Below are 25,869 nucleotides of genomic sequence, written 5' to 3'. Positions count from 1 at the left end.
ATCGTCGAAGCCCAACATGCGGGCTCGACCTGGGCAGCGTTGGGCTTCGCTGCGCTCAACCCAACCTACGAGAGCTTTAACCTTTGGGCTTCTGGATCAGCTTGTCCACGGCGCGGGCGGCGGCGACCATGCCGAAGGTGGCGGTGACCATCATCACCGCGCCGAAGCCGCCAGCGCAGTCCAGGCGCACGCCTTCGCCGACGAAACTCTTCTGCTGGCAAACGCTGCCGTCCGGCTTGGGATAGCGCAGCTGCTCGGTGGAAAAGACGCAGGGCACGCTGTAGTGGCGGCTGGGATTACGCGAGAAACCATAGTCTCGGCGCAGCAGCGAACGCACCCGCGAGGCCAGGGGGTCGTTGTAGGTGCGATTGAGGTCCACCACCTGGATCTGGGTGGGGTCGATCTGGCCGCCCGCACCGCCAGTGGTGACGATGGCGATCTTGCGTCTCTTGCACCAGGCGATCAACGCCGCCTTGGAGGCCACGCTGTCAATGCAGTCCAGCACCAGATCGAGCTCCTCGGTGATGTAGTCGGCCATGGTCTCGCGGGTGACGAAGTCCGCCACCGCCTTGACCGTGCAGGCCGGGTTGATGGCCTGGATGCGCTCGGCCATCACCGTGACCTTGGGTCGCCCCACCTGGCCGTCCAGGGCGTGCACCTGGCGATTGGTGTTGCTGACGCAAACGTCGTCCAGATCGAACAGGCTGATGCGACCGACGCCGCTACGGGCCAGGGCCTCGGCGGCCCAGGAACCCACTCCGCCGATGCCGACCACGGCGACGTGACTGGCGGCCAGGCGCTCGACGGCCTCCTGCCCATAGAGCCGGGCGATCCCGCCGAAGCGTTGTTCATCGAACGTCATGAAGGCTTTCCACAAAAGCCACAGTATAGGTTTTCCTTTACCATACCGCTCCCCCTGAACCCTAGCCGCCTCCCGGGACCCGCCATGACCACCGCTCTCACCCCCACTCTGGAACTCGCCTGCGACCTCATCGGCCGGGCCTCGGTCACGCCGCTGGACGAAGGCTGCCAGGCGCTGATGATGCAGCGCCTGGAGCGCCTGGGCTTCGCCCTGGAACCGCTGCGCTTCGAGGAGGTGGACAACTTCTGGGCCCGCCGTGGCGGCGAGGGTCCGGTGCTGTGCTTCGCCGGCCACACCGACGTGGTGCCCACCGGCCCGCTGGAGGCCTGGCAGCAGGCGCCCTTCAATGCCCACGTGGATGCCGATGGCATGCTGCGTGGCCGCGGCGCCGCCGACATGAAGGGCAGTCTGGCGAGCATGATCATCGCCGTGGAGCGCTTCGTCGCCGACCACCCGGACCATCGCGGCGCCATCGCCTTCCTCATCACCAGCGACGAAGAAGGCCCCGCCCTGCATGGCACCCGTGCGGTGGTCGAGCGCCTGCGCGAGCGCGGCGAGCGGCTGGACTGGTGCATCGTCGGTGAACCCTCCAGCACCCGGCTACTGGGCGATGTGGTCAAGAACGGTCGCCGCGGCTCGCTCAATGGCCGCCTGATCGTGCGCGGCAAGCAGGGCCACGTGGCCTACCCGCACCTGGCGCGCAATCCCATCCACCTGGCGGCCCAGGCCCTGGCGGATCTGGCCGCCGAGCAATGGGACGACGGCAACGCCTTCTTCCCGCCCACCAGCTTCCAGATTTCCAACCTCAATTCCGGCACCGGCGCCGGCAACGTGGTGCCGGGCGAACTGCAGGCGCTGTTCAACTTCCGCTTCTCCACCGAATCCACCGTGGAAGGCCTGCAGGCCCGCGTCGAGGCCATCCTCGATCGCCACGGCCTGGACTGGCACATCGACTGGTCGCTGTCCGGCCTGCCCTTCCTCACCGAGCCGGGCGACCTGCTCGACGCCGTCGCGGCCAGCGTGGAGGCGGTCACCGGCTATCGCCCCGAGGCATCCACCAGCGGCGGCACCTCGGATGGTCGCTTCATCGCCACCCTGGGCGCCCAGGTAGTGGAACTGGGTCCGGTCAACGCCACCATTCACCAGGTGGACGAGCACGTCCTGGCCAGCGACCTGGATCTGCTGACCGAGGTCTACTACGGCACCTTGGTGCGGTTGCTGGCATGAAGCTGATCTGTCCGCTCTGCCAGGCCCCGCTGGCCGAACTCGAGGGTGGCGTCGGTTGCGCCGCCGGCCATCGTTTCGACCGCGCCCGCCAGGGCTACCTGAACCTCCTGCCGGTGCAGCACAAGAAGAGCCTGGATCCGGGTGACAACGCCGCCATGGTCGAGGCGCGCCGGCGCTTTCTCGATGCCGGTCACTATGCGCCCCTGGCCGAGCGCCTGGCGCAGCTGGCCGCCGAACGCGCGCCCCAGCGCTGGATCGACGTGGGTTGTGGCGAAGGCTTCTATACCGCGCGCCTGGCCCAGGCCCTGCCCGCGGCCGACGGCTATGCGCTGGACATCTCCCGCGAGGCGGTGCGCCGCGCCTGCCGACGTACCCCGGCGCTGACCTGGCTGGTGGCGAGCATGGCGCGTCTGCCGCTGCCGGACGCCAGTTGCCAGCTGCTGGCCAGTGTCTTCAGCCCCATCGACTGGGCCGAAGCCCTGCGTGTGCTGGCACCGGGCGGCGGCATCCTGCGCCTGGGTCCGGCCAGCGCCCACCTGCTGGAGTTGCGCCAGCGGCTCTATGACGAGGTGCGCGACTATGCCGAAGACAAGCACTTGCAGGATCTGCCGCCAGGTCTGGAACTGGCCCACAGCGAAGGGCTCGAATTCGTGCTGCCGCTGACCGAGCGCCAGACCCGCGAAGACCTGCTGGCCATGACGCCCCACGGTTGGCGGGTCAACGCCGAGCGTCGCGAGCGGGTTCTTGCCGAGCCCTTCGAGGTGCGGGTGGCAGTACGTTACGATTGGATCGTCAAATCCGGAGCCTAAGCCCCATGCGCCAGCCCGATATCGAAATCTACCTAAAGGACGTCGACCAGGACGCCGTCTCGGCCTGGCTCGAACAGGTGTTCGCCATGCCTTGCGCCTGGCAGGCGCGTGGGCAGACCTTCAAGTGCACCCTGCGCTATGGTGGCGAGCCCATTCCAGTCACCTGGCTGCCGAAGGCGGTGGGCAAGTGGCACAGCCTGCTGCTGGAAAGCGATGTCTCGCCCTGGGTGGACGACCTGGCCTGTGCCCGCGACGCCCAGGCGGCCCTGCAGGTGCAGGTACGCTGCGCCCCGAGTGGCTGGAGCGAGGAAGAAGAGGAAGAAACCGCCGATCGCTGGCTGAAGGTGACGGACGAGGGCGTCGAGGAAATCGTCTGGCGCACCGAGTGAACTGAAGGCGCGAGGAGCATTGCGCTCCTCGCGAAGCGGGCTCAGAGCCTGTTCAAAGGCTCGCGAGCTAGAGACAAACAAGGCGAAAATGGCTGAGGAAGCGGAGTTTACGAGTGGTAAATGAGCATTCCGAAGCCATTTTCAACGCCGTTTGGCCGACGCGCAGCAGACTTTGAATAGGCTCTTACAGCCGGGCGACGTCTTCGGCCTGCAGACCCTTCTGGCCTTCGATCACCGAGAACTCCACCTGCTGGCCTTCGACAAGGGAGCGGTGGCCTTCACCACGAATGGCGCGGTAGTGAACGAACACGTCGGCGCCGCCCTCGCGTTGAATGAATCCATATCCCTTGGCGTCATTGAACCACTTGACGGTCCCGGTTTCGCGTTGCTCACCCATCACATCTCTCCGAAGCTTTTCTGGATTTCCTATCCCCGCTCGCCACAGCCTGGGCGACCGGGTCGCTTTGTTGTATCGGTACAGATCGCGCATCGGACCGGTCGCCAGGCTGGCCCGTATCCGACCATCGGCAACACGTTGCCGAAACCTTATGAAGCAGGGCTTTTCCGGCAAAAGCAACGTTCTTTACGCACAGTGCCATCACGGCTGGAAGCCACGCCAGCGCCGGATTGTCGACGATTTGAATGGCATTTTTTCGACGCTGGGGACAAGGCGCCGACTGCCGGGTCGAAGTCAGAACAACACGGGTGGTTTTACGCCCGCCAGGCCATCCGGCACACTGCCGCCCCGTCCACCCGGTAGCCCTCCATGACCCGTTCGCCGCTGCGTCTGCTGGCCTTCTCGCTGCTCAAGCACCTGCTCTATCTCTGGGTTCGCTCCGAGACCACCCAGGCGGCCAGCCTGCTCAGCCGCATCGATCCCACCAAACCAGTGCTCTACGTACTGCCCGAGGCCTCGCTGAGCGATCTGGCGGTGCTCGACCGGGAATGCCGCAAGGCCGGCCTGCCACGACCGCTACGCCCGCTGGTGCTGGGGAGCAAGACCGAACCAATGGCCTACTTCAACGCCACCGGCAAGGCGAACTGGCGCGGGCGCCCCGCCCGGCGCTCGGTACCTCCTACCCTGCGTCGGGTGGTGACCGCAGTGACCGAGCAGCAGCTGGAAGACGTCCAGCTGGTACCGGTCAGCGTCTTCTGGGGCCAGTCGCCGGATCGCGAGACCAGTCCCTGGAAGCTGCTCTGGGCGGACAACTGGGTGGTGACCGGACGGCTGCGCAAGCTGGCGCGCATCCTGGTGCTGGGCCGGCTGACCCGGGTGCAGTTCTCCAAGCCGCTGTCGCTGGGCGAACTGGCCAGCCAGCGCCCCGATCCACAGCGCCTGGAACGTCTGGTGATGCGGCGGTTGCGCATCCACTTCCGCAACGTGCGCCAGGCGGTGATCGGCCCGGACCTGTCGCACCGACGCACCCTGCTGCGCGGCCTGCTGCGGGCGCCCCAGGTACGGGCGACCATCGCCCACGAGATCACCCAGCGCAAGGCTACCCCCGGGCGCATCGAAGACGAGGCGGCGCACTATGCGCGGGAGATCGCCTCGGACTTCTCCTATCCAGTGGTGCGCTGCCTGGACGTGGGTCTGCGCTGGTTCTGGAACAGCATCTACGATGGCGTCACGGTCAGCCACATCGAGCGGATCCAGGAGATGGCGCCCGGTCACACCGTGGTCTATGTGCCCTGCCATCGCAGCCACATCGACTACCTGCTGCTGTCCTACCTGCTGTTCCAGAATGGCCTGACGCCGCCGCACATCGCCGCCGGCATCAACCTGGACATGCCGGTGGTGGGCAACATCCTCAGACGTGGCGGCGCCTTCTTCATGAGGCGCAGCTTCAAGGGCAACGCCCTCTATGCCGCGGTGTTCAACGAATACCTGCACAGCCTGTTCAGCCGCGGCTTCTCCACCGAGTACTTCGTCGAGGGGGGTCGCTCGCGTACCGGACGCACCCTGCAGCCGCGCACCGGCATGCTGGCCATGACCCTGCGTAGCTTCCTGCGCGACTCCCGGCGGCCCATCGTCTTCGTGCCGGTGTACATCGGCTACGAGAAGGTCTTCGAGGGCCGCACCTACCTGGGTGAATTGCGCGGCGCGGCGAAAAAGAAGGAATCCATCTTCGACCTGGTCAAGGTCTTTGGCGCCCTGCGCCAGCGCTTCGGCCGGGTCTGGGTCAACTTCGGCGAACCCATTCCGCTGCAGGGCTTTCTCGATGCCCGCCGTCCGGGCTGGCGCGACGAACCCCTCGACGAAGACCTGAAGCCCGCCTGGTTCAATTCGGTCACCCACGAATTGGGCGAGCGGGTGGTACGCCGCATCAATGCCGCGGCGGCCGTCACCCCGGTCAACCTGGTGGCCCTGGCGCTGCTCTCGACCCATCGCCAGGCCCTCGACGAAGGCGCCCTGGTACGCGCCATCGACCTCTATCTGGATCTGCTGAAGCGGGTGCCCTACTCCACCAGCGTCACCCTGCCCGAGGGCGACGGCCAGGCGATCATCGAAGAGGTGCGCGCCCTGGGTTTCCTCTCCGAGCAGCAGGACGCCCTGGGCCGCATCCTCTACCTGGACGAGCAGAACGCGGTGCTGATGACCTACTACCGCAACAACGTCCTGCACCTCTTCGCCATCCCGGCGCTGATCGCCAGTTTCTTCCAGAACACCGGGCGCATGACCCGTGAGCTGATCCATAGATTCGCCCTGGCGCTCTATCCCTATCTGCAGGCCGAATTGTTCATCCACTGGGAGCGCGAGGAGCTGCCCCTGGTGCTGGACGGCTGGCTGGAAGCCATGGTGGAGCGCGGCCTGCTGCGTATCGAGGACGACGTCTTCGTGCGCGCCGCGCCCAGCTCGCGGCAATTCGTCCGCCTCACCCTGCTGGCGCGGGCCGTCCTGCAGACCCTGCAGCGCTACTACATGACCACCGCACTGATCCTCAACCACGGCCAGAACAGCCTGACCGCTCCGCAGCTGGAAGAACTCTGCACGGTGATGGCCCAGCGGCTGTCGGTGCTGCACGGCCTCAATGCGCCGGAATTCTTCGACAAGTCGCTGTTCCGCCATTTCATTCAGACGCTGCTGGCCGAGGGGGTACTGCGCAAGGCCGACGACGGCACCCTGGGCCACCATGAATTGCTCGGCGAGTTGGCCGAGGGTGCCGGCAAGCGGGTGTTGCCGGCGGAGATTCGCCTGTCGATCCGCCAGGTGGCCCTGGACCGCCCCGATGCCCCGGACCTGCCGGATCCGGAAACACCCGTTGTCGCCGGCAACTAAGCCGGCGTCCGTGGGTCACAGCAGTCGATTTCAGTCCAGGATCTAGCCATGAAAAGAATCGCCGCCCTGCTCGCCACCTCGCTGCTGCTCAGCGCCTGTAGCGGGCTGCGCCCCGGCCCCGCGACACCACCGCCGCCGAGCGGCCAGCCGCTGCCGCCCACCGAGCAGCCGCAGACCACCACCCCTGGCGTACCCGCCCAGCCAAGCATGACCAGTCTCAGCGGTCAGGCCACCTTTACCGCCAACGAGCCGGTGCCGCCCACCGCCAAGCTCACCGTCAGCCTCTACAGCGCCAGCGCCGGCGACACCCCTGCCGGTCGGCTGGCCCAGCGCACCCTGTTCGTCAAGCAGCAGGGCCAGGTGCCCTTCCGCCTCGACTACGCCCCAGCCAAGGTCAAGAACGGCGAGCGCTACCTGCTCAGCGGCCGCATCCTGCTGGGCGGTCGCCCACTGTACCTGACCCAGGAGCCGGTAGTGGTGGACCTGAACAGCGGTGGCGAGGTGGAGTTGCCGTTGCAGCCGGTGCGTTGAGGTCCAGCCACTCTGGATGTCCATTTCGTAACAGCAGCTGTCCGCTGACTGGTTAAGCGATAGCGATAAAAGGCAAGGTCCGGGTTCCATGATCGCTCAGGAACCCGCTCTTGGACTTTGCCCAACTAACGCTCACGACACCCCGACTTTCGATCAGGCCTTTCCAACCGTCTGACCTTGAGACCTATGCGTCATACCACAGCAAGCCGGGTGTCTACCGGTATCTTTATAGCGAACCCCCTACCCCAGCGGCGCTCGTCGAGCGTTTCCGCGATCCGCAGCAGCCCCGCTTCGAGACGACGGGCGACGAGTTAAGGTTGGCCGTCGTGAGGAAGGCTGATGGCAGGGTCTTGGGCGAGGTGTTGCTCAAGCTGGCAAGCGTGGACGCACGGCAAGCTGAGGTCGGCTACATCTTCGATCCTGAACACGCAGGCCAGGGCTACGCCACCGAGGCCGTTGCGCGATTACTCACCTTCGGTTTCGCGGAGCTAGGCCTGCACCGCATTTTCGCTCGCCTGGACGTGCTTAATCAGGGCTCGATAGGCGTGGTGGAACGCCTGGGCTTGCGCCGGGAAGCCCACTTCGTCGAGAACGACCGCTTCGCCGGAATGTGGGGGGACGAGTACGTCTACGCGGTGCTGGCGCAAGAATGGCCGGTAGCGCAGACCTAATAACCCTTGGCTGACGCGCGGCAGCCTTCGAAAATGCGCTTACCGTAACGCCGACTAGGCTTTTTTGGCAGCCAAGTGCTCGACCTCGGCTGCTACCGGACAACTCGAGCCACAGGCAGACTCATCGCAGAAGCGGCAGAGATGATCGGCCTGCTGCGCGCCGGTCGTCAGCGCGGCCAGTATGGCTACCAAGGCCTGCTGCAAGGCGTCCCGCTGGGTCTGGGGTACGGCATCCAGCGCCCGCGTCAATACCGCCGTTCGCGCCGCGATCAGCCGCTCACGTTGCACCTCGCCCGCCGAAGTCAGGCTGGCCTGGACTTCACGGCGATCCTGCCCAGGTTGGCGACTGACCAGGCCCGCACCGACCAGGGCATCGAGCGTGCGCACCATGACCGAATGGCTGAGACCGGCAATGGCCGCCAGCTCACGGATCGTCAGGCCGGGATACTGAGCCAGGGCATTGAGCACGGTACAGCCGGCGCTGCTGACGCCACTCGCCTGCTGTAAAGCCTGGGTCTGGGCATCGGCCACGGCCAGAGCGCAGGCCCCCAAGAGATTTTCCAGTTGCGCTTCGTTCATGGCCCTAATATATGTGTTCCGCATACATTTAAAAAAACGTCACTATTCATCAGCTTCATCCCCATGACTTCTCAGAATGCGAGCCTAGCTTAAATGACAGCCATCCAAGCGATCCCCTTCAAGCGCGACCGCAGTCTGGCGACGCTAGCCATGATAGGTTCGGCAGCCTGCTGGGGCCTGGCCACCGTCGCCAGCCGCGACCTGCTGGAACAGGTGCCCGCCGCGACCCTGCTGCCGATCCAATTGCTAGCCAGTCTGCTCTTTCTGGCTATTCTCGCATCGCGCGAGAGCCGCCGGCCGGCATCGTGGCCGCTCTTGCTGCGTACCGCCTGGCCAGGCGTGCTCGAACCAGGGCTGGCTTATGGTATAGGGCTCGCCGGTCTCTCCCTGACCAGCGCCGGCCATGCCGCGGTGATAGGTTCGGCCGAACCCATGTTCATCGTCCTGCTGGGCTGGCTACTACTGGGGCAACGTCCTCGGCGACGCCTGCTCGCTTGTCTGCTGAGCACCGTGATCGGTTTGTCGCTGATCGGCCTCTGCGGTAGCGAGACCGGGAATTCGGCAACCTCGCTCCGGGGCGATCTGCTGATCGTGCTGGGGACGCTGTTCGCCGCCGGCTACGTCATCGCTTCGTCGCGCTTGGCAAATCTCTATCCACCCGCCAGCCTGGCCTTGGTGCAACAAGGCGCTGGACTGTTGTTCATCCTGGCGCTGCAAGGGGTCATCGTCGCCGCGGGGTTCGCCACCCCCCGCTGGGATGCCCTGGACAAGGCAGTGATCGCCGAGGCGGCGCTGTCCGGGGTTCTACAATACGCCCTGCCCTTTTGGCTCTACCTCCTGGGCTTGCGCCACCTGAGCGCCGCCAGCGCCGGTCTCTATCTCGCCCTCATTCCGGTATTCGGCCTGGTCGCCGCCTTTCTCTGGCTGGACGAACGACCGACGATGGGCATGCTTCTCGGCGCCGCTTTCATCCTGGCGTCCATCGCGGTCGCGAGGCGATATACCTGACTCCCCTGCTACGCCTCGTCCTGGGTTCCGTGCGAAGATCCTGGCTCTTACCCTTCTCCCAAGGTGACTCGTGACGCCACGCCTCGCCATCAAGAGCTATGAGGGCGAACATCGGCCCCATGCCCATGCCTTCGCCCAGTTGGTGCTGCCCATTCAGGGCGGGATGCAGCTGGAGCTGGAAGGTCGAGGCGAGACGCGACTGCATACCGGTCTCGCGGCCTTGGTGACGCCTGACTGCGGTCATGCGCAGCTGTCCGCGCCGGACAGCCGCTTCCTGGTGATCGACTGCGCCACCGACTGGCTGCCGGCCCGGACGCTGGATCAGGCGCTGCGCCAACCCGGCCTGCCGATTCCACCGGCGGCACGGCAGTTGATCACCTTTGCCGAACTGACTCCAGCGGCAGCCCTCACCCAGCACGCCAGCGAACTCATACGCCTGCTCCTGCACTCCCTTACCATCACAGTCCCGGCCTCGGCCTTCGAGCTCTTGCTGGCACGGGTAGAGGCCCAGCCGGCGGGTGACTGGACCAATGCGGCCATGGCCAATCTGGCCGGGGTCGGCCTGAGTCGCCTGCACCTGCTTTTCCACGAGCGCTTCGGCCAGACACCCCAGGCCTGGCTGACCGATCTGCGGCTGCGCCAGGCTCAGCGCTGGCTGGGAGACAGCCGCCTGCCCATCGTCGAGATCGCCCTGCGCGTCGGCTTTTCCGATCAGGCCGCCCTCACCAGGGCCATGACCCGTCGCCAGGGCATCAGCCCCGCCGCCTGGCGGCGCAGCCAGCGCACGCCTGGGTAAAAAACGCCGGAGCCTCGCGCAAGACCCACCCCTCAGGCTATCGCCAGACTGCTGCCGAAACAGCGAAGGCGAGTGACATGAGCGAACGACGGGTATCGGCAACGGGAATTGGCTATGGGGTCGCGGCAGGCCTGTGCTGGGGCGTGATCTTTCTCGCCCCGGCGCTGGTGCCCGATCTCGGCGGCGCCCAGTTCGCCGTGCTGCGCTTTCTCTGTTACGGCGGGGTCTCGCTGGTGTTGCTCCTGCCACGCTGGCACAGGCTGCGCGCACAACTCACCCGTAGCGATGGGAGACGGCTGTTCTGGCTGAGCCTGATCGGCAACCTGGGCTACTACGCCCTGGTAGGCGCCGGGGTGCAGCAGGCCGGCATCGCCGCGACCACCCTGATCGTCGGCCTGATTCCGCTGCTGGTAGCCCTGGCCGGGCACGCAGACACCGGGGCCGTGGGTGTCGATCGCCTATGGCCATCAATGGCCTGCGCCCTGCTCGGGGTGGGGCTGATCAGCTACGAGGCGCTGACCGTCACGGCCCTGGGCGCCCAACCGGCCTTGGGTTTGCTCTGCGCCTGCGGCGCCCTGCTGGCCTGGAGTTGGTTCGCGGTAGCCAATACCCGTCACCTGACCGTGACTGCCATCGGCAGCCACGACTGGGCCCTGCTGCTGGGCGGAGTGACCGGCCTCCAGGCGCTGCTGGCCGCGCCCATCCTGCTGGGGCCGGAACTGCTGGTACGGGCACCCCAGGACTGGGTGCAGCCGCTGGTGGTAGCCGCAGGCGTGGCGCTGCTCGCCTCGGTGGTCGGTGGCTTCTGCTGGAACCAGGCCAGTCGCCACCTGCCGCTGACCCTGAGCGGCCAGGCCATCGTCATCGAAACGCTGTCTTCGCTGCTCTACGGCTTTCTCTGGCAGTGGCGGTTACCGACGCTGCTGGAAGCCCTGGCCATCGGCCTGCTGATCGTGGGGGTGGTCTGGTGCCTGAGGTGCCACCAGCAGCCTGTCCCGACCAGCGCGCCAGCCGGGTCGGCCTGCTAGCAGCGCAGCCCTAGAACAACCGGGCTATCTCGTTCAGGCTGAGCACGATGAACAGCGCCGCGGCCAGACCCAGCAGGCCGTTGGACAGCCAGCCCGAACGCCATTCCTTAGGTACCCGCTTGGAGTTGAGCAGCCAGATCAGCGTCAGGGCCAGGAACGGCATGAAGAAGGCGCCAAAGGCCCCGTAGGCGATGATCAGACCAAAGGGTCGGCCGAGCAGCAGCAACACCATCGGCGGGAAGGTCAGCCAGAGCACATAGAAACGGAAGGCCGGGGTCTTCTCCAGATCACCCCGGTCGCCGGTGCCACCGGTGGCCTGGCGGACGAAGTCGGCGAACAGCAGGGACACGCCGTGCCACACCCCCAGGATCGAGGAGAAGGTGGTCGCCGCGAAGCCGATCAGGAAGACGGTGGAGACCACCGGGCCGAAGCGCTGCTCCAGCACCTCGTCCAGGTCGAGCAGGCCGCGATCCCCGCTGGAAAGGGTGATCTGCGCGGTATAGAGCAACTCGGCGCCGACGATGAGCATGGCGATGACGAAGATGCCGGTGGCGATATAGGCCACCTGGTTGTCCAGGCGCATCACGCCCATCCAGGCCGGAGTCCGCCAACCCTTGGCGTTCACCCAGTAGCCATAGGCGGCCATGGTGATGGTGCCACCGACGCCGCCGATGAGGCCCAGGGTGTAGATCGCCGAGCCTTCGGGGATGGTCGGCACCAGGCCGGTGACGGCATGGCCGAGGTTGGGCATGACCAGGATGGCCAGCCCCACCACCACCACGAACATCACGCCGATGAAGAACTTCATCGCCGCCTCGAACACCGCATAGCGATTGAGCAGCACGAAAACCGCGCCGGCGATGCCCGACAGGGCGCCCCAGGCCCAGAACGGCAGCACGTCCGGGAATAGCGCGGCCAGCGGCAAGGCCGTGGCGCTCATGGCGGTGCCGCCATAGACGAAGCCCCAGAGCACGATGTAGATGCCGAAGTACCAGTAGGTCCAGATGCCCAGGGAGCGCCAGCCTTCGAGCATGGTCGAGCCGGTGGCCAGGTGGTAGCGCGCGGAGCCTTCGGCCAGGGCGATCTTGACGATGCAGCCCACCACCGCGGCCCAGAGCAGGGCATAGCCGAAGCGCGAGCCGGCGATGAGGGTGGCGACCAGATCGCCGGCGCCGACCCCGGTCACCGCGACCACGATGCCCGGGCCTACCAGTTTCCAGCGCGCCAGGGTACCGCGGGGCGGTTGCGACGGATCGGCCGCCGAGGGGGTGGGCGCGACCTTGTTGTTGTTTTCGGTCATGGGCTCTCTCCGGTGTGGGACGTGCCTCGACTGTCCCGGATGACCGGTCAGTCAACAAGCGCCGGAGGATTACAAGGTGTAAACGCCTGAACCGCTCTAGGACAGTGGCGGCAGCGCCCAGTCGATAGGGGCGAGGCCGGCGTTGCGCAGGAATTCGTTGGTGCGGCCGAAGTGGCCGTTGCCGATGAAGCCACGATGGGCCGACAGCGGCGAGGGATGCGCCGACTTGAGGATCAGGTGCTTCTGGGGATCGATGAGCGTCTGCTTGCTCTGGGCATGGCTGCCCCAGAGCAGGAACACCAGATTCTCGCGCTCGGCGCTGACCACCTCGATGATACGGTCGGTGAAGCGCTGCCAGCCGGCCTTGGCGTGGGAACCGGCGTTGGCCTGCTCCACCGTCAGCGAGGTGTTGAGCAGCAGGACGCCCTGCTCGGCCCAGTGCTGCAGATAGCCGTGATTGGGAATGGGCAGGTTCAGGTCGCGCTTGAGTTCCTTGAAGATGTTCTGCAACGACGGTGGTGCCGGCACACCAGGCTGCACCGAAAAGCTCAGGCCGTGGGCCTGGCCCGGCCCGTGATAGGGATCCTGCCCGAGGATGACCACCCGGACCTGATCCAAAGGGGTGGTATTGAGAGCATTGAAGATCAGCGGACCGGGCGGATAAATGACCTTGCCTGCTGCCTTCTCGCGTCGGAGGAATTCGCTCAGCTGGCGCATGTAGGGCTGCTCGAATTCGTCGCGCAGCGCGGCTTTCCATTGGGGGTCGAGCTTGATGCGATCGTCGTCCACGATTCGGGGCTTCCTGGTCAAGACAAGGGCAGCACCCTAGGAAAGCTGGCTGCCCCTGTCAAACCCGCTACCAGCGCGGACCATAGCGCGGGCCCCAGCCGGGCGGACCATAACCCGGACGCGGCCCCCAGCCTGGCGGTCCCCAACCGGGACCCGGCCCCCAGTGAGGCGGTGGCGGCGGGGCCGGTCGATAGTAGTAGCCGTAGCCATAGGGCCGCACGATGACCGCGGGCGGCGGATAGGCCGGCGTGCCGTAGAAGACCGCCGCAGGGGGTGCCGGACGGCTGTAATAGCGCGGGGACGTGTCGTAGACGGTGCAGCCGGTGAGGGTCAGGGCACAGAGCGACGCCAAGAGAAGATGGCGCATGAGAGATCTCCAGGACGGCCCGGATGAGCCTGGAGAAAGGCTAAGCTGCGCCTGCTGCTCACGCTTGCTTATCGTGCGTTCATTCAGCCGGGATTAAGAGACGTCGGTCAGCGCTCGTCCTGTTCGCTCAAGTAGTCCCGCAGTCGCTCCTGCAGATGGGGTATACCCTGGGGATGGGCGAGGAAGTCGGCGAGACTCATCAGTTGCCAGTGCTGCCCTTCGTCGCCAAAGCGAATGGCAGCGATCTCGGCCGGGTGCAGTTCTCCGGCGAACAGCCAGCTGGGCAGGTAGCCGGGCTGGCGCGGTGGATAACAGCGACCCCAGGTCAGACGAGCTTCATCCAAGACCAGGCCGAATTCCTCGTCCAGCTCGCGCAAGGCGCAACGCTCCGGGGTCTCGCCGTCTTCGCGACCACCTCCGGGCAGGTCCCAGAGGGCCGGCCAGGGGATGTCGGGCTTGTCGTCGCGCTGATAGACCAGGATCTGGTCAGCGCAGAGCAGCGCCAGCTTGGCGCCGTTGAAGGCATGGCGGGACATGCTGAACTTCCAGTGATGACGGGGAGACCGCCAGGCCTCCCCGCCGGGCCTCAATAACCCAACTGCTTGAGCAGGGCGCCAGGTGCCTGCTTGGCCGGCCGCTCATAGAACTTCAGCAGTTCGGCGCTGCGGTTGGTGAAGAAGCCATCCACACCACGCGGCGCCAGGCGAGCGAAGTCCACCGCCGAATCCACGGTATAGGCGTGCACCAGCAGGCCGCGCTCGTGGGCCACGTCGTTCATCCAGGGCTTCACCAGGTCCGCGTAGCTCTGGTCGCCACCCTCCTCCAGTGCCGCCGACGGACCGATGCCGACGGCGCCATGGGCCTTGGCCCATTCGACCCAGGCGGTGAAGTCACCCTCGGAACGTACCTGCTGCTTGGCGTAGTAGGCCGCCTTGCTGGCCTCGCCCGACTCGGCATAGGTCGGCCCGGGCTTGGCCGGGATGTAGTCGTCGCCCAGCCACAGCAGCAGGATCTTCGGCGTATTGGGCATCTCCTTTTGCAGCAGCTCCAGGCTGCCTTTCTCGAAGGTCTGCAGGATCACCCCCCCGGGCATGGAGGCGACACCGGTGGCACCGGCCTTGGGCTGACCGAGCCAGCCGCGCTGGGTCAGCTTGGCCTTGAGATCGCGCTCGATGCCGGGGAACAGCTTGGGCTGCTTGGTCTCGATGTAGAGGCCCGGCTTGTTGCGCCCGCCCTCGGCGATGTCGATGACCTCGTCGAGGGTGAGGATCTTGAGTCCGGCGAACTTGGCTCGGGCGCGGTCGGGATGGGCCTGGTTGAACCAGCTGCCGGCATCCAGCGACTTGAGCTCGGCCAGGGTGAACTGGCTGACCGGCGCCTTGGCACGCTCGGGAAAGCGCTTGGCGACATCGGTGGTGCGTTCCAGGGTGTCGTCGTGCAGGGCGATGAGCTGGCCGTCCTTGGTGCGCTGCAGATCGAGCTCCAGGTAGTCGGCACCCAGCTCTCGTGCCACCAGATAGGCCGGGGCGGTGGATTCCGGCGCATCGAAGGAGGCGCCGCGATGGGCGATCACCGCCGGCCAGGGAATGCCGGCCTGGCGGGCCAGGGTCTGGCCGACGTCGGCTTCGGTGGCCAGGGCCAGCTGGCTGACCAGCAGGGTTCCGGGTATGAGGGTACGGATCAGGGTGCGCAAGGCGTTTATTGTCATGGGGTCCTCGGGTGGTCCGACGGGTAGCGCTGAGGCTGCTGGAGATCGCACGCCCCTTGCAGGTTCGGCTGCGGCTCCACGTAAACAGCTGCAGAAGCCTAGCTCAAGGTGAGCGGATGGGTCGGTCGATCAAGGACGACAGCCTGTCGTCTATCCCCTACACCGCCCCCCTGAACAGCCTTCAGGTGGCAGACTGCACCCCGGATGTGACATTGGGCAGACACCCGGGGCAGCAGACGTTATCCAGGTCGCAATTTCCGGTACTCTGCCGCCCGCTTCGCCTGACGAGATCACCATGGCTGCATCACCCATCCCCTGCGATCCCACCCGCTGCCCGCTGTGCGGCAAGGCCAATAGCTGCGCCCTCGCCACCGGTGGCGAGATCCACGATTGCTGGTGCCTGCAGACGCCGGTCGATCCAGCGGCCTTGACGCGCCTGCCCGAGGACGAGCGCAACCAGCGCTGCCTGTGCCCGGCCTGCGCGGCGGGTATTGCGCGCGAATCCCGCTGATGCGTCTGGACCGTTGGCTGGGCAACAGACCCGAACTGGGTCGCCAACTGGCCCGCCGTCTGCTCGCCGAAGGCCGGGTGCGGGTCAATGGCGCCACCACCCAGCAGGCCGAGCAGGAGGTGTTCACCTTCGATCGCATCGAGGCCGACGAACGCCTGCTGCAGGACGGTCCCGGCGGTCGCTACCTGATGCTGCACAAGCCACGCGGCTGCGTGAGCGCCACCGTCGACGCCCGCCATGCCACGGTGCTGGACTGCCTGGCAGCGGACCAGCGTGCCGATCTGCACCTGGCCGGCCGGCTGGACTTCAACACCACCGGCCTGCTGCTGCTCACCAACGACGGCCAGTGGTCGCGCGGCCTCAGTCATCCACGCCACAAGCAGACCAAGCGCTACCGGGTCACCACCGCCGAGGTCATCCCACCGCAGTTGGTGACCGCCTTCGCCGAAGGACTCTATTTCGCCTACGAAGACCTCACCACCCAGCCCGCCCAGCTGGAGCTGCTGGATGAGCACAGCGCCTACCTGACCCTGGTCGAGGGCCGCTATCACCAGGTCAAGCGCATGTTCGGCCGCTTCGGCATCGAGGTCATCGCCCTGCACCGCGATCGCATCGGCGCGCTGCCCCTGGATCCGGCGCTGGCCGAGGGCGCCTATCGCTCGCTCACCGCTGCCGAGGTGGCCGTGCTACGTCCGGCGGATTAGGGGAACAGGACCTCGGGAGTACCGGTCGGGATGCAGACACGCACCCTCCCGGAGACCTTTCATGCGTATCGACATCCCCTCCCTCGGTTTCGGCGGCGCCCCTCTGGGCAACATGTTCCGCGAGGTAGGCGACGCCGACGCCCGGGCGACCCTCGAAGCCGCCTGGGATGCTGGCATCCGCCTCTATGACACCTCGCCGCACTATGGCGCCGGCCTGTCCGAGCGCCGCTTCGCCGAGGTGCTGGCCGACAAACCGCGCGATGACTTCGTCCTCTGCAGCAAGGTCGGTCGCCTGCTGGAACCGGCTGACCAACCAGAAAACGCCCCGCCGTTCGTCAACGAACTGCCCTTCAAGCGGGTGCTCGACTATTCCGCCGAGGGTGCCCGCCGCTCCATCGAAGCCAGCCTGGAACGCCTCAAGACCGACCGCCTCGACCTGGTCTGGATTCACGATCTCTCGGAAGACCAGCACGGTCCGGCCTGGCGCGACTACTTCGCCCAGGCCATGCAGGGGGCGGCCAAGGCCCTCACCGAGATGCGCGAGGAAGGCCTGATCCTGGGCTGGGGCCTGGGCGTCAACCTGGTGGAACCCTGCCGGCTGGCGCTGGAGCAAAGCGATCCCGACGCCTTCCTGCTGGCCGGTCGCTATTCGCTGCTGGACCACCGCGAAGCCCTGGACACCCTCTTCCCCGAATGCGAACGCCGCGGCGTGGGCATCGTGGTGGGCGGGCCCTTCAACTCCGGCTTGCTGGCCGGCGGCAAGCACTACAACTATGCCGAAGCCGAGCCCGCGTTGCGCCGCAAGGTCGAATTGATCGAAGGCGTCTGCCAGGATCACGGAGTGGATATCCGCGCCGCGGCCCTGCAGTTCTGCCTGGCCCATCCCACCGTGGCCGCCACCATCCCCGGCAGCAGCACCCCGGCGCGGGCCCGGCAGAACGCTGAACTGCTGCGGGCGCCTATCCCCGCTGCCTTCTGGCGCAATCTGCGTGAGATCGGGGCATTGCCGGAAGATGCACCGACGCCAGCGTGAGCCCCTTTGCGTGAGTCAAGGGGGCGGCTGTGCTAGGCTCGCCGCCCCCTTTTCGACCCTGTCCACCGCCATGACCTCGCCCCGCCGCCCCCTGCCTGGCCGCCCCGCACCCCTGCATCCGCGCAATCGCCACCAGGGCAGCTATGACTTTCCGGCCCTGATGCGGACGAGCCCAGCGCTCAGGCCCTTCGTGGCACCAACGCCGCGGGGCAATCTGTCCATCGATTTCACCGATCCCCAGGCGGTTCGGGCGCTCAATCGGGCCTTGCTGGCGCTGCACCATGGCGTGCGGGACTGGGACATCCCCGCCGATTTCCTCTGCCCACCGATTCCCGGTCGGGCGGATTACCTGCATCATCTGGCCGATCTGCTGGCCGAGGGCACGGGTGGCCGGATTCCCCGTGGCGCGACGACGCGGCTGCTGGACGTAGGCACCGGCGCCAATGGCGTCTACCCGTTGATCGGTTTCAAGGAGTATGGCTGGCACTTCGTGGGCAGCGACATCGCCCCAGCGGCCCTGGACGCTTTCGGCCGCACCCTGGCCGCCAATCCGGATTGCGCCGCCGCCATCGAATTGCGCCACCAGCCGGATCCCCAGGCGATCTTCGCCGGCATCCTGCAACCTGGAGAGCGCTACGCCGCCACCCTGTGCAATCCGCCCTTCCACGCCAGCCCCGACGATGCCGTGCGCGGCAGCACGCGCAAATGGAAGAACCTGGGCAAGACCACGGGCAAGCAGGTTCCCCTGCTCAACTTCGGCGGCCAGGCGGCCGAACTCTGGTGCCCCGGCGGCGAGGCAGCCTTTATCGAACGGATGATTCGCGAGAGCCGCGCCTTCGCCAAGCAGGTCGGCTGGTTCACCTGCCTAGTGTCCAAGGTCAGCAACCTGCCGCTGCTACAGGCGGCGCTGCGCCGCGAGCAAGCCAGCGAGATCCGTGTCGTGGCCATGGCCCAGGGCCAGAAGCAGAGTCGCTTTCTCGCCTGGCGTTTCGGCTAGGTGCTGTACGAAAAATGCCCGCGCGGCGATGTTTCGTTGAAAAAGGCGTGGATCGCCAGCCCAACCTAGCCCTCGTCTGACCTTAGCTCGTCGACCTTTCGTACAGCACCTGGTCGATCTTTCCACCCTTTGCTTACCGCTACGGACGACGACCCTTCGGCGGCTTTCTGGCCGGTTTCGTCGGTACCGCCGGCTATTCGCGGAGTGGCCCCGGCACCGCTGCGGTTCGCCCGCCGAGGCATCTGGCGGGACTTTGACCCAGGTCGCAAGAGATTAGACCAAAGGATAATAGGCAAAGCCTATGAATTACGGGCTAGGCATCCCCGACCCTTCTCATTAAAATGTCCAGCAACAAAAACGCATGCGCACGTAGCCGCGCCCGAGACCTCTGCCTCCGGTCAGCCGCTGCCAAGGCCGCGCATTACGTTTTTGCTCCGACTCCTCCGGTGACGCACAAGAGAGGGGCGGTGGAGGGACAAGAACCTGCCCTTGCGTGTTTCCGGCTGCATTCTGCCTTGCCCACTGCACATCTACCCATGTGCCATGGTGCCGCACCGCACCGAAACTCGATAAGCAGACCCCGCTTCTATCGATTGAGAGACCATATGCTGAAGAAAATGACTGGCGCGCTGCTCGGCGTAGCTATCGCCTCCGCCCTGGGCACCGCACAGGCCGAAGACATCAAGAAGGTCGACGTCCTGCTGATCGGCGGCGGCATCATGAGCTCCACCCTGGGCATCTGGCTGAACGAGCTGGAACCGAACTGGACCATGGAAATGGTCGAGCGCCTGGACAAGGTCGCCGACGAGAGCTCCAACGGCTGGAACAACGCTGGTACCGGCCACTCCGCCCTGGCCGAGCTGAACTACACCCCGGAAGACAAGGACGGCAAGGTCACCATCGCTAAGGCCATCGAGATCAACGAAGCCTTCCAGATCTCCCGTCAATTCTGGTCCTGGCAGGTCAAGAACGGCGTCCTCAAGGATCCGAAGAGCTTCATCAACAGCACCCCGCACATGAGCTTCGTCTGGGGTGACGAGAACATCGCCTTCCTGAAGAAGCGCTACGAAGCGCTCAAGGCCAGCCCGCTGTTTTCCGGCATGCAGTACTCGGAAGATCCCGCGCAGATCAAGCAGTGGGTTCCGCTGATGATGGAAGGCCGCGATCCCAAGCAGAAGATCGCCGCTACCTGGAGTCCGCTGGGCACCGACGTCAACTTCGGCGAGATCACCCGCCAGTTCGCCGCCAACCTGCAGTCCAAGCCGAACTTCAAGCTGAACCTGTCCAGCGAAGTCGAGAACATCACCCGCAATGCCGACGGCAGCTGGCGCGTGGAGTACAAGAATCTCAAGGACGGCAAGAAGACCGAGACCGACGCCAAGTTCGTCTTCATCGGCGCCGGCGGCGGTGCCCTGCACCTGCTGCAGAAGTCGGGCATCCCCGAGGCCAACGACTACGCCGGCTTCCCGGTGGGTGGCTCCTTCCTGGTCACCGACAATCCCGAGATCGCCCAGCAGCACCTGGCCAAGGCCTATGGCAAGGCCTCGGTGGGCGCACCGCCGATGTCGGTTCCGCACCTGGACACCCGCATGCTCGATGGCAAGCGCGTGATCCTGTTCGGGCCCTTCGCCACCTTCTCCACCAAGTTCCTCAAGCAGGGCTCCTACCTGGACCTGCTGACCAGCACCAACACCCACAACGCCTGGCCGATGGTGCGCGTGGGCGTGGCCGAATACCCGCTGGTGGAATACCTCGCCGGTCAGCTGATGCTGTCGGATGACGACCGCATGGCCGCCCTGCGCGAGTACTTCCCCAACGCCAAGAAGGAAGACTGGCGCCTGTGGCAGGCCGGTCAGCGCGTGCAGATCATCAAGCGCGACGCCGACAAGGGTGGGGTGCTGAAGCTGGGCACCGAGATCGTCGCGGCCAAGGACGGCAGCATCGCCGGGCTGCTGGGCGCCTCCCCGGGCGCCTCGACCGCCGCGCCCATCATGCTGAGCGTGCTGGAGAAGGTGTTCAAGGACAAGGTCGCGACCCCGGAGTGGCAAGCCAAGCTGCACCAGATCGTGCCCAGCTACGGCACCAAGCTCAACGGCGACCCCGAGCGCGTGCAGCAGGAGTGGAACTACACCGCCGAAGTGCTGCAACTGGCCACCCCGCCGGTCGCCACCGGCAGCCAGAACGCCAAGGCCACCGTCAGCGCTCCGCGCGCCGACAAGGCCGCCAACGACATGGCGCTGTAAATCGCCGTCAGGCCCGCTGTGCAAGCAGCGGGCTCACCGCGATAAGCAAAGGCCCCACCCCGATCCGGCGTGGGGCTTTTTTTCGCCCCTGCATTGGCCGTGATAGAGCCCTTGCGCCCAGCCAGGCCCTGTGACAAAAACCGCAACGGCGTGAATTTTTTCCCGCCAGACAGGCACTAAAACAGCAGCGATACGCCAAGGCAGCTCATTGCACGCCACAATGCTGATCTATCCTCGAGCCTTAACCGTTACCTGAATCTGGAGACACGATGACGGCACATCCCGCCCCGGGCATCCTGCATACCCGAGAAGGCCAGCGCCTGGCTGATACCGATGCCGCCGCCTGGCGGCAGTGGGGGCCCTACCTGAGCGAGCGCCAGTGGGCCACGGTCCGTGAAGACTACAGCGCCGATGGCGACGCCTGGCGCTACTTTCCCCATGACCATGCGCGCAGCCGCGCCTATCGCTGGGGCGAAGACGGCCTCGCCGGTTTCTGCGACAAGGCTCAGCAATGGTGCCTGGGCATCGCCCTGTGGAACGAGCGCGATCCCTTCCTCAAGGAACGCCTGTTCGGCCTGACCAACGCCGAGGGCAACCATGGCGAAGACGTCAAGGAGCTGTACTTCTACCTGGACGGGGTGCCGAGTCACGCCTACCAGAAGATGCTCTACAAGTATCCCCACGCCGCCTTTCCCTATGCCCAGCTCACCGAGGAAAACGCCCGGCGTGGCCTGAACGATCGTGAGTACGAGATCCTCGATACTGGCGTCTTCGCCGAAGATCGCTATTTCGACGTCACCGTCGAATACGCCAAGCACACCCCCGACGACATCCTCATGCGGGTCACCGTGGAAAACCGCGGGGCCGAGCGCGCCAGCCTGCGGGTGCTGCCGCAGATCTGGTCGCGCAACACCTGGGCCTGGACCGGCACCCCGCCGCGCTCCATGCTCAGCCTGGAAGGCGACCAGGTCCGCGCCAGCTATTTCGACCGGCCCGACCTGGTGGTGAGCGCCTGGGGCCCCCGCGAAGTCGAGTGGCTGTTCTGCAACAACGAAACCAACCTGCCCCGCCTCACCGGTGAGCCGGCCGAAGGCCCCTTCAAGGACGGCATCAACGACTACGTGGTGCGCGGTGCCCGCGAGGCGATCCGCCGCGACTTCGGCAGCAAGGCGGCCGCCCATTTCGCCGTGGAGCTGGAGGGTGGCGCCAAGACCGTGGTCTACCTGCGCCTGGCGCCCACCAACGCTCTGTCGGTGGATGCCGACGCCGTCTTTGCCGAGCGCATCGCCGAAGCCGATGCCTTCTATGCCGCCCTGCAGGAAAAGATCGCCGAGCCCGATGCGCGCCTGGTACAGCGCCAGGCCCTGGCTGGCCTGCTCTGGTCCAAGCAACTCTACTATTTCGAGGTCAATCGCTGGCTCGATGGCGACCCGGCCCAGCCGACGCCACCTGCCCAGCGCCAGCGCATCCGCAACGGTCACTGGCGCCACCTGCTCAACTTCGACATCGTCTCCATGCCGGATAAATGGGAGTACCCCTGGTACGCCTCCTGGGACCTGGCCTTCCAGGCGGTCGCCTATGCGCTGATCGATCCCGGTTTCGCCAAGCAGCAGCTGCTGCTCCTGGTGAAAGACAGGTTCATGCACCCCAACGGCCAGTTGCCGGCCTACGAGTGGAATTTCGAGGACGCCAATCCGCCGGTGCACGCCTGGGCCACCTGGCACGTCTACCTGCAGGACAAGTCCCTGACCGGCGTGGGCGATCGGGTCTTTCTCGAACGGGTCTTCCACAAGCTGCTGCTGAACTTCTCCTGGTGGATCAACCGCAAGGACACCGAGGGTCGCAACATCTTCCAGGGCGGCTTCCTCGGCCTGGACAACATCGCCCTCTTCGACCGCTCGGCGCCCCTGCCAGAGGGCTATCACCTGGATCAGGCCGACGGTACCGCCTGGATGGCCGCCTATGCCCTGGACCTGATGCGCATCGCCCTGGAGCTGGCCAAGGAAAATCCGGTGTACGTCGATCTGGGGGTCAAGTTCTTCGAGCACTTCCTGCACATCGCCGGCGCCATCAACCACAGCGATGATCGCGAAGACGGCCTCTGGGACGAACAGGACGAATTCTTCTATGACGTCCTGCACAAGGCCGATGGCAGCGCCGAGCCGCTGCGCCTGAGGTCCATCGTCGGCCTCATCCCGCTGTTTGCGGTGCAGGTGCTGGAACAGCGCGAGCATGAAGGCCTGCCCGGCCTGGGCGGACGGCTACGCGGCTTCCTGCGCCAGCGTCCGGACCTCGCGCGACTGGTCTCGCGCTGGACCGAACCCGGCCAGGGCAATAGATTCCTGCTCTCGTTGCTGCGCGGCCATCGCACCAAGCTGTTGCTCAAGCGCATGCTGGATGACCAGGAATTCCTCTCCGAATACGGCATCCGCTCGCTGTCCAAGGCTCACGAGCAGCAGCCCTTCGAGATGCGCCAGGCCGACGGCAACCTGCTCAGTGCCCGCTACCAGCCGGCGGAATCGGATTCGCGCCTCTATGGCGGCAACTCCAACTGGCGCGGGCCGCTGTGGATGCCGATCAACTACATGCTCATCGAGTCGCTGCACGAATTCCACCGCTACTACGCCGACAGCTTCTCGGTGGAATACCCCAGCGGTTCCGGTTACCTGGCCAATCTGGAAGAGGTCGCCGACGGCCTCAGCCAGCGCCTGACCCGGCTGTTCCTCAAGGACGCCGACGGCAAGCGCCCGAGCATGGTCGACTATCCGCAATTGCAGAACGATCCGCGCAGTCGCGACCTGGTGCTGTTCCACGAGTACTTCCATGGCGAAAATGGCCGTGGACTCGGGGCCTCGCACCAGACCGGTTGGAGTGCCCTGGTGGCACTGCTGCTGCAACCCCGGCGCTAGCCCGAGCACGCCACGGTGCCGGCCCCGGCCGGCACCGTGGCAGACTGCAACAAGGCGGCAGTTTTCCTCGGCCGCCCTGGATACTATGCTCTAGTGCGGTGTTTAAGAAGTTCGCGCAAGAAAGGGCGAGTGATTTTTGTTCTTGGGCAAGGCGCCGCGACGAGTCATGGCAGGGCTATGGCGAGGCGTGGTAACGCCGTCCAAGGAGCAAAAGCACCGCCAACATTGTGCAGTTAACTTCTGAAACACCACACTAGCCAGAGACCCGCCTTCGCGAGCCCGCATGACTCTCCCCGATGACGTCCAGCGTCTCCACGCCTTGAGCGAATTGCAGATTCTCGATAGCGGAGCCGAAGCCGCCTATGAGGACATCGTCGCGCTGGCCTGCCAGCTGACCCGGGCGCCCGTGGCCTTCATTACCCTGGCCGATCGGCACCGACTCTGGTTCAAGGCCTGCCAGGGCGTGACGATGAGCGAGATGCCGGTCGACGCCTCTCTCTGCCACCTGGCGATCCGCACCCCTCGTCAGCCCTTTCTGGTGGAAGACCTGCAAGAAGATCCACGGGTCGCGCACCTCAGATCGGCCCCCGGCCTGGAACGGATGCGTGCCTACCTGGGCATTCCCCTGCTCGATGGGCGCGGGATCGCCCTCGGCACTCTCTGCGTGATGGACGATCGCGTCCGCCGCTTCGAGGCCGTCCAGGTGGAAAATCTGCAACGCCTGGCCCGGCAGGTCACGAGGCTGCTGCAGCAGCGCGACACCCTGCGCCAGCTGGAAGAGCTGGACATCAACTTTTCCGCCTTCATGAACAACGGGCCCTTCATCGCCTATATCAAGGACCGCGACTGGCGCTATGCCTATGTCAACGAACCCTTCCTGCAGCAACTGGAGCTGACCCGCGACGAGGTCCTCGGCCAGGACGACTTCAGCATCTGGCCAGAGGCGGCGCCACGCTTTCGCCAGGTCGACGAGCAGGTGATGAACGAACTCAAGCCGAGCCGACTCGTCGAGCGCATGACTGTCCACGACGGTAGGCGCATCTTCTGGCAGTCCTACAAGTTTCCCCTGGTCACCCGGCAGGGCATCGCCCTGGCCGGATTGTCGGTGGATGTCACCGAGCACATAGAGCAGCAACACATGCTGGAGGCCTCTCAGCGCCAGCTGCTGGACATGATGCAGGCCGCCGAACAGCGCAGCGTCACCGACGCCCTGACCGGCCTGTACAACAGACGCGCCTTCGACCTGCGGTTGGCGGAGCATCTGCGACGTGCCGAAGACCAGGGCACGCCGCTGTCCATGCTGCTGATCGACGTCGATCACTTCAAGGCCTATAACGACGCCTTTGGCCACCAGGCTGGCGACACCGCCTTGCAGACCGTTGGCCAGTTGCTGCTGCAGAGCTGTCGCGACAATGACGCCTGCTTTCGCTACGGCGGCGAGGAATTCGCCATCCTGCTGTCAGGTGCCGATCTCACCGCGGCCCACCTGGTGGCCGAACGCTGTCGCGCTGCGGTCGCCAACCATGCCTGGTCGCGGCGCCCCATCACCCTGAGCGTAGGTCTGGCTACCCACAGGGCCGGGATGGATGCCTACACCCTCACCGAAGGCGCTGATCGAGCGCTCTATGCGGCCAAGGGCGCTGGCCGCAACCGCATCGCCGCCGAGTCCGGCCCCGTCTCGCCGCCCAGCCAGGAATGACGCCCAACAAAAAACCCGCCGAAGCGGGTTTTTTGTTGCGACCATCCCAACGTCCTGTCAGGCGCCATCCTGGCCTGGTCTTCATCCGTGAACTCAGGGCTGCGCATCCTGCGCGGCTGATGGGTGTAGATTACGCAGCCCCCGCGGATGGCAACATGGCCAGGTGACACCAGGGCGTGTAAGCCTTTTGCCATAGCCCGCCAGGTCCGCCCGCCAACCAGAAATCGCGCCCAACAAAAAACCCGCCGAAGCGGGTTCTTTGTTGCGACCATCCCAACGTCCTGTCAGGCGCCATCCTGGCCTGGTCTTCATCCGTGACCTCAGGGCTGCGCATCCTGCGCGGCTGATGGGTGTAGATTACGCGGCCCACGGCAGTGGCGACATGGCCAGGTGACACCAGGGCGTGTAAGCCTTTTGCCATAGCCCGCCAGG

At 65.8% G+C, this 25,869-nt stretch carries 24 protein-coding genes; 16 read left to right on the top strand and 8 right to left on the bottom strand.

The annotated features are described in order from the left end of the window. Positions 1–76 precede the first annotated feature (76 nt). Entirely contained in the window at positions 77–862 is a 786-nt protein-coding gene (tcdA, locus tag V6W80_RS05055) for a tRNA cyclic N6-threonylcarbamoyladenosine(37) synthase TcdA (RefSeq protein WP_017642560.1), read from the bottom strand. An 84-nt stretch (positions 863–946) separates the two neighbouring features. Between tcdA and dapE the strand changes: the two genes are divergently transcribed. The 3 genes from dapE to V6W80_RS05040 are packed head-to-tail and all read left to right on the top strand — an operon-like array spanning position 947 to position 3,287. Further along, positions 947–2,089 (top strand): succinyl-diaminopimelate desuccinylase, encoded by a 1,143-nt coding sequence (gene dapE / locus V6W80_RS05050; protein ID WP_338546037.1) that lies wholly within the window; start codon positions 947–949, stop codon positions 2,087–2,089. After that, the gene (locus tag V6W80_RS05045; protein WP_064307966.1) at positions 2,086–2,898 is read left to right on the top strand and encodes a putative RNA methyltransferase; all 813 of its coding nucleotides are present in this window, start codon (positions 2,086–2,088) and stop codon (positions 2,896–2,898) included. The genes dapE and V6W80_RS05045 overlap by 4 nt, the downstream gene beginning before the upstream one ends. A gap of 5 nt (positions 2,899–2,903) precedes the next feature. Then, entirely contained in the window at positions 2,904–3,287 is a 384-nt protein-coding gene (locus V6W80_RS05040; RefSeq protein ID WP_064307967.1) for a hypothetical protein, read from the top strand. A gap of 184 nt (positions 3,288–3,471) precedes the next feature. Here V6W80_RS05040 and V6W80_RS05035 read toward each other — a convergent pair whose 3' ends face one another. Continuing rightward, complete coding sequence (locus tag V6W80_RS05035) at positions 3,472–3,684, bottom strand: cold-shock protein (protein ID WP_017641736.1); 213 nt, start codon at positions 3,682–3,684, stop codon at positions 3,472–3,474. Positions 3,685–4,053: 369 nt separating this feature from the next. On the opposite strand from V6W80_RS05035, the gene plsB reads away from it, so the two are divergent. The 3 genes from plsB to V6W80_RS05020 all read left to right on the top strand — a co-directional run bounded on the left by plsB (position 4,054) and on the right by V6W80_RS05020 (position 7,766). After that, on the top strand, positions 4,054–6,564 hold the full coding sequence (gene plsB / locus V6W80_RS05030; protein WP_338546035.1) for a glycerol-3-phosphate 1-O-acyltransferase PlsB: 2,511 nt from the start codon (positions 4,054–4,056) through the stop codon (positions 6,562–6,564). A gap of 48 nt (positions 6,565–6,612) precedes the next feature. Further along, positions 6,613–7,095 carry a YbaY family lipoprotein gene (locus V6W80_RS05025; protein WP_338546033.1) on the top strand — a complete coding sequence of 161 codons (483 nt, stop codon included), beginning with the start codon at positions 6,613–6,615 and terminating at the stop codon, positions 7,093–7,095. 110 nt (positions 7,096–7,205) lie between these two features. Beyond that, on the top strand, positions 7,206–7,766 hold the full coding sequence (locus V6W80_RS05020) for a GNAT family N-acetyltransferase (protein ID WP_338546031.1): 561 nt from the start codon (positions 7,206–7,208) through the stop codon (positions 7,764–7,766). 54 nt (positions 7,767–7,820) lie between these two features. On the opposite strand, the gene V6W80_RS05015 is transcribed toward V6W80_RS05020, so the two are convergent. Beyond that, positions 7,821–8,345 (bottom strand): MarR family winged helix-turn-helix transcriptional regulator, encoded by a 525-nt coding sequence (locus tag V6W80_RS05015; protein WP_173148356.1) that lies wholly within the window; start codon positions 8,343–8,345, stop codon positions 7,821–7,823. A 93-nt stretch (positions 8,346–8,438) separates the two neighbouring features. Here V6W80_RS05015 and V6W80_RS05010 point away from each other — a divergent pair, with 93 nt between their 5' ends. The 3 genes from V6W80_RS05010 (at position 8,439) to V6W80_RS05000 (ending at position 11,177) form a co-directional block, all read left to right on the top strand. After that, positions 8,439–9,353, top strand: coding sequence for a DMT family transporter (locus V6W80_RS05010; protein ID WP_338546029.1), 915 nt, complete (start codon positions 8,439–8,441; stop codon positions 9,351–9,353). 70 nt (positions 9,354–9,423) lie between these two features. Further along, a complete protein-coding gene (locus tag V6W80_RS05005) occupies positions 9,424–10,149 on the top strand; it encodes an AraC family transcriptional regulator (protein ID WP_338546027.1) in 726 nt (241 codons plus the stop codon). 77 nt (positions 10,150–10,226) lie between these two features. Then, a complete protein-coding gene (locus V6W80_RS05000; protein ID WP_338546025.1) occupies positions 10,227–11,177 on the top strand; it encodes a DMT family transporter in 951 nt (316 codons plus the stop codon). A gap of 10 nt (positions 11,178–11,187) precedes the next feature. Here V6W80_RS05000 and V6W80_RS04995 read toward each other — a convergent pair whose 3' ends face one another. The 5 genes from V6W80_RS04995 to V6W80_RS04975 form a co-directional block, all read right to left on the bottom strand. Then, positions 11,188–12,477, bottom strand: coding sequence for an Nramp family divalent metal transporter (locus tag V6W80_RS04995; protein WP_093250755.1), 1,290 nt, complete (start codon positions 12,475–12,477; stop codon positions 11,188–11,190). A 96-nt stretch (positions 12,478–12,573) separates the two neighbouring features. Beyond that, positions 12,574–13,269, bottom strand: a complete 696-nt coding sequence (gene ung / locus V6W80_RS04990) for a uracil-DNA glycosylase (protein ID WP_338547349.1) — start codon at positions 13,267–13,269, stop codon at positions 12,574–12,576. A 64-nt stretch (positions 13,270–13,333) separates the two neighbouring features. Then, entirely contained in the window at positions 13,334–13,633 is a 300-nt protein-coding gene (locus tag V6W80_RS04985; RefSeq protein WP_338546023.1) for a hypothetical protein, read from the bottom strand. 107 nt (positions 13,634–13,740) lie between these two features. Further along, on the bottom strand, positions 13,741–14,169 hold the full coding sequence (locus V6W80_RS04980; protein ID WP_257704098.1) for an NUDIX hydrolase: 429 nt from the start codon (positions 14,167–14,169) through the stop codon (positions 13,741–13,743). Between the two features lie 50 nt (positions 14,170–14,219). After that, positions 14,220–15,341 carry a glycerophosphodiester phosphodiesterase gene (locus V6W80_RS04975; RefSeq protein ID WP_338546021.1) on the bottom strand — a complete coding sequence of 374 codons (1,122 nt, stop codon included), beginning with the start codon at positions 15,339–15,341 and terminating at the stop codon, positions 14,220–14,222. 295 nt (positions 15,342–15,636) lie between these two features. On the opposite strand from V6W80_RS04975, the gene V6W80_RS04970 reads away from it, so the two are divergent. The 7 genes from V6W80_RS04970 (at position 15,637) to V6W80_RS04940 (ending at position 25,437) form a co-directional block, all read left to right on the top strand. After that, the gene (locus tag V6W80_RS04970; protein WP_017641724.1) at positions 15,637–15,852 is read left to right on the top strand and encodes a cysteine-rich CWC family protein; all 216 of its coding nucleotides are present in this window, start codon (positions 15,637–15,639) and stop codon (positions 15,850–15,852) included. After that, the gene (locus tag V6W80_RS04965; RefSeq protein WP_338546020.1) at positions 15,852–16,556 is read left to right on the top strand and encodes a pseudouridine synthase; all 705 of its coding nucleotides are present in this window, start codon (positions 15,852–15,854) and stop codon (positions 16,554–16,556) included. Before V6W80_RS04970 ends, V6W80_RS04965 begins: the two co-directional genes overlap by 1 nt. A gap of 61 nt (positions 16,557–16,617) precedes the next feature. Beyond that, entirely contained in the window at positions 16,618–17,589 is a 972-nt protein-coding gene (locus V6W80_RS04960; RefSeq protein ID WP_173148348.1) for an aldo/keto reductase, read from the top strand. 70 nt (positions 17,590–17,659) lie between these two features. Continuing rightward, on the top strand, positions 17,660–18,586 hold the full coding sequence (rlmF, locus tag V6W80_RS04955) for a 23S rRNA (adenine(1618)-N(6))-methyltransferase RlmF (protein ID WP_160923604.1): 927 nt from the start codon (positions 17,660–17,662) through the stop codon (positions 18,584–18,586). A gap of 605 nt (positions 18,587–19,191) precedes the next feature. After that, positions 19,192–20,829 carry a malate dehydrogenase (quinone) gene (mqo, locus tag V6W80_RS04950; protein WP_338546019.1) on the top strand — a complete coding sequence of 546 codons (1,638 nt, stop codon included), beginning with the start codon at positions 19,192–19,194 and terminating at the stop codon, positions 20,827–20,829. Positions 20,830–21,098: 269 nt separating this feature from the next. Then, complete coding sequence (locus V6W80_RS04945) at positions 21,099–23,738, top strand: MGH1-like glycoside hydrolase domain-containing protein (protein ID WP_017641719.1); 2,640 nt, start codon at positions 21,099–21,101, stop codon at positions 23,736–23,738. A gap of 283 nt (positions 23,739–24,021) precedes the next feature. Then, the gene (locus V6W80_RS04940) at positions 24,022–25,437 is read left to right on the top strand and encodes a GGDEF domain-containing protein (protein ID WP_184291736.1); all 1,416 of its coding nucleotides are present in this window, start codon (positions 24,022–24,024) and stop codon (positions 25,435–25,437) included. Positions 25,438–25,869 lie beyond the last annotated feature (432 nt).

This window comes from Pseudomonas benzopyrenica (assembly GCF_036884265.1).
GTDB lineage: Bacteria > Pseudomonadota > Gammaproteobacteria > Pseudomonadales > Pseudomonadaceae > Chryseomonas > Chryseomonas benzopyrenica.
The sequence above is the reverse complement of the archived record's forward strand: the minus strand, read 5'-3'. Positions and strand labels throughout refer to the sequence as shown.

Bases quoted from the DNA above. Each gene is read 5' to 3' on its own strand.
- V6W80_RS04965 (WP_338546020.1), top strand. From the start codon at position 15,852: ATGCGTCTGGACCGTTGGCTGGGCAACAGACCCGAACTGGGTCGCCAA.
- V6W80_RS05045 (WP_064307966.1), top strand. From the start codon at position 2,086: ATGAAGCTGATCTGTCCGCTCTGCCAGGCCCCGCTGGCCGAACTCGAG.
- V6W80_RS05000 (WP_338546025.1), top strand. From the start codon at position 10,227: ATGAGCGAACGACGGGTATCGGCAACGGGAATTGGCTATGGGGTCGCG.
- dapE (WP_338546037.1), top strand. From the start codon at position 947: ATGACCACCGCTCTCACCCCCACTCTGGAACTCGCCTGCGACCTCATC.
- V6W80_RS05035 (WP_017641736.1), bottom strand. From the start codon at position 3,684: ATGGGTGAGCAACGCGAAACCGGGACCGTCAAGTGGTTCAATGACGCC.
- rlmF (WP_160923604.1), top strand. From the start codon at position 17,660: ATGACCTCGCCCCGCCGCCCCCTGCCTGGCCGCCCCGCACCCCTGCAT.
- V6W80_RS04970 (WP_017641724.1), top strand. From the start codon at position 15,637: ATGGCTGCATCACCCATCCCCTGCGATCCCACCCGCTGCCCGCTGTGC.
- V6W80_RS04940 (WP_184291736.1), top strand. From the start codon at position 24,022: ATGACTCTCCCCGATGACGTCCAGCGTCTCCACGCCTTGAGCGAATTG.
- V6W80_RS05040 (WP_064307967.1), top strand. From the start codon at position 2,904: ATGCGCCAGCCCGATATCGAAATCTACCTAAAGGACGTCGACCAGGAC.
- plsB (WP_338546035.1), top strand. From the start codon at position 4,054: ATGACCCGTTCGCCGCTGCGTCTGCTGGCCTTCTCGCTGCTCAAGCAC.
- V6W80_RS05025 (WP_338546033.1), top strand. From the start codon at position 6,613: ATGAAAAGAATCGCCGCCCTGCTCGCCACCTCGCTGCTGCTCAGCGCC.
- V6W80_RS05015 (WP_173148356.1), bottom strand. From the start codon at position 8,345: ATGAACGAAGCGCAACTGGAAAATCTCTTGGGGGCCTGCGCTCTGGCC.
- V6W80_RS05010 (WP_338546029.1), top strand. From the start codon at position 8,439: ATGACAGCCATCCAAGCGATCCCCTTCAAGCGCGACCGCAGTCTGGCG.
- tcdA (WP_017642560.1), bottom strand. From the start codon at position 862: ATGACGTTCGATGAACAACGCTTCGGCGGGATCGCCCGGCTCTATGGG.
- V6W80_RS04975 (WP_338546021.1), bottom strand. From the start codon at position 15,341: ATGACAATAAACGCCTTGCGCACCCTGATCCGTACCCTCATACCCGGA.
- V6W80_RS04960 (WP_173148348.1), top strand. From the start codon at position 16,618: ATGCGTATCGACATCCCCTCCCTCGGTTTCGGCGGCGCCCCTCTGGGC.
- V6W80_RS04980 (WP_257704098.1), bottom strand. From the start codon at position 14,169: ATGTCCCGCCATGCCTTCAACGGCGCCAAGCTGGCGCTGCTCTGCGCT.
- V6W80_RS04995 (WP_093250755.1), bottom strand. From the start codon at position 12,477: ATGACCGAAAACAACAACAAGGTCGCGCCCACCCCCTCGGCGGCCGAT.
- mqo (WP_338546019.1), top strand. From the start codon at position 19,192: ATGCTGAAGAAAATGACTGGCGCGCTGCTCGGCGTAGCTATCGCCTCC.
- V6W80_RS04985 (WP_338546023.1), bottom strand. From the start codon at position 13,633: ATGCGCCATCTTCTCTTGGCGTCGCTCTGTGCCCTGACCCTCACCGGC.
- V6W80_RS04945 (WP_017641719.1), top strand. From the start codon at position 21,099: ATGACGGCACATCCCGCCCCGGGCATCCTGCATACCCGAGAAGGCCAG.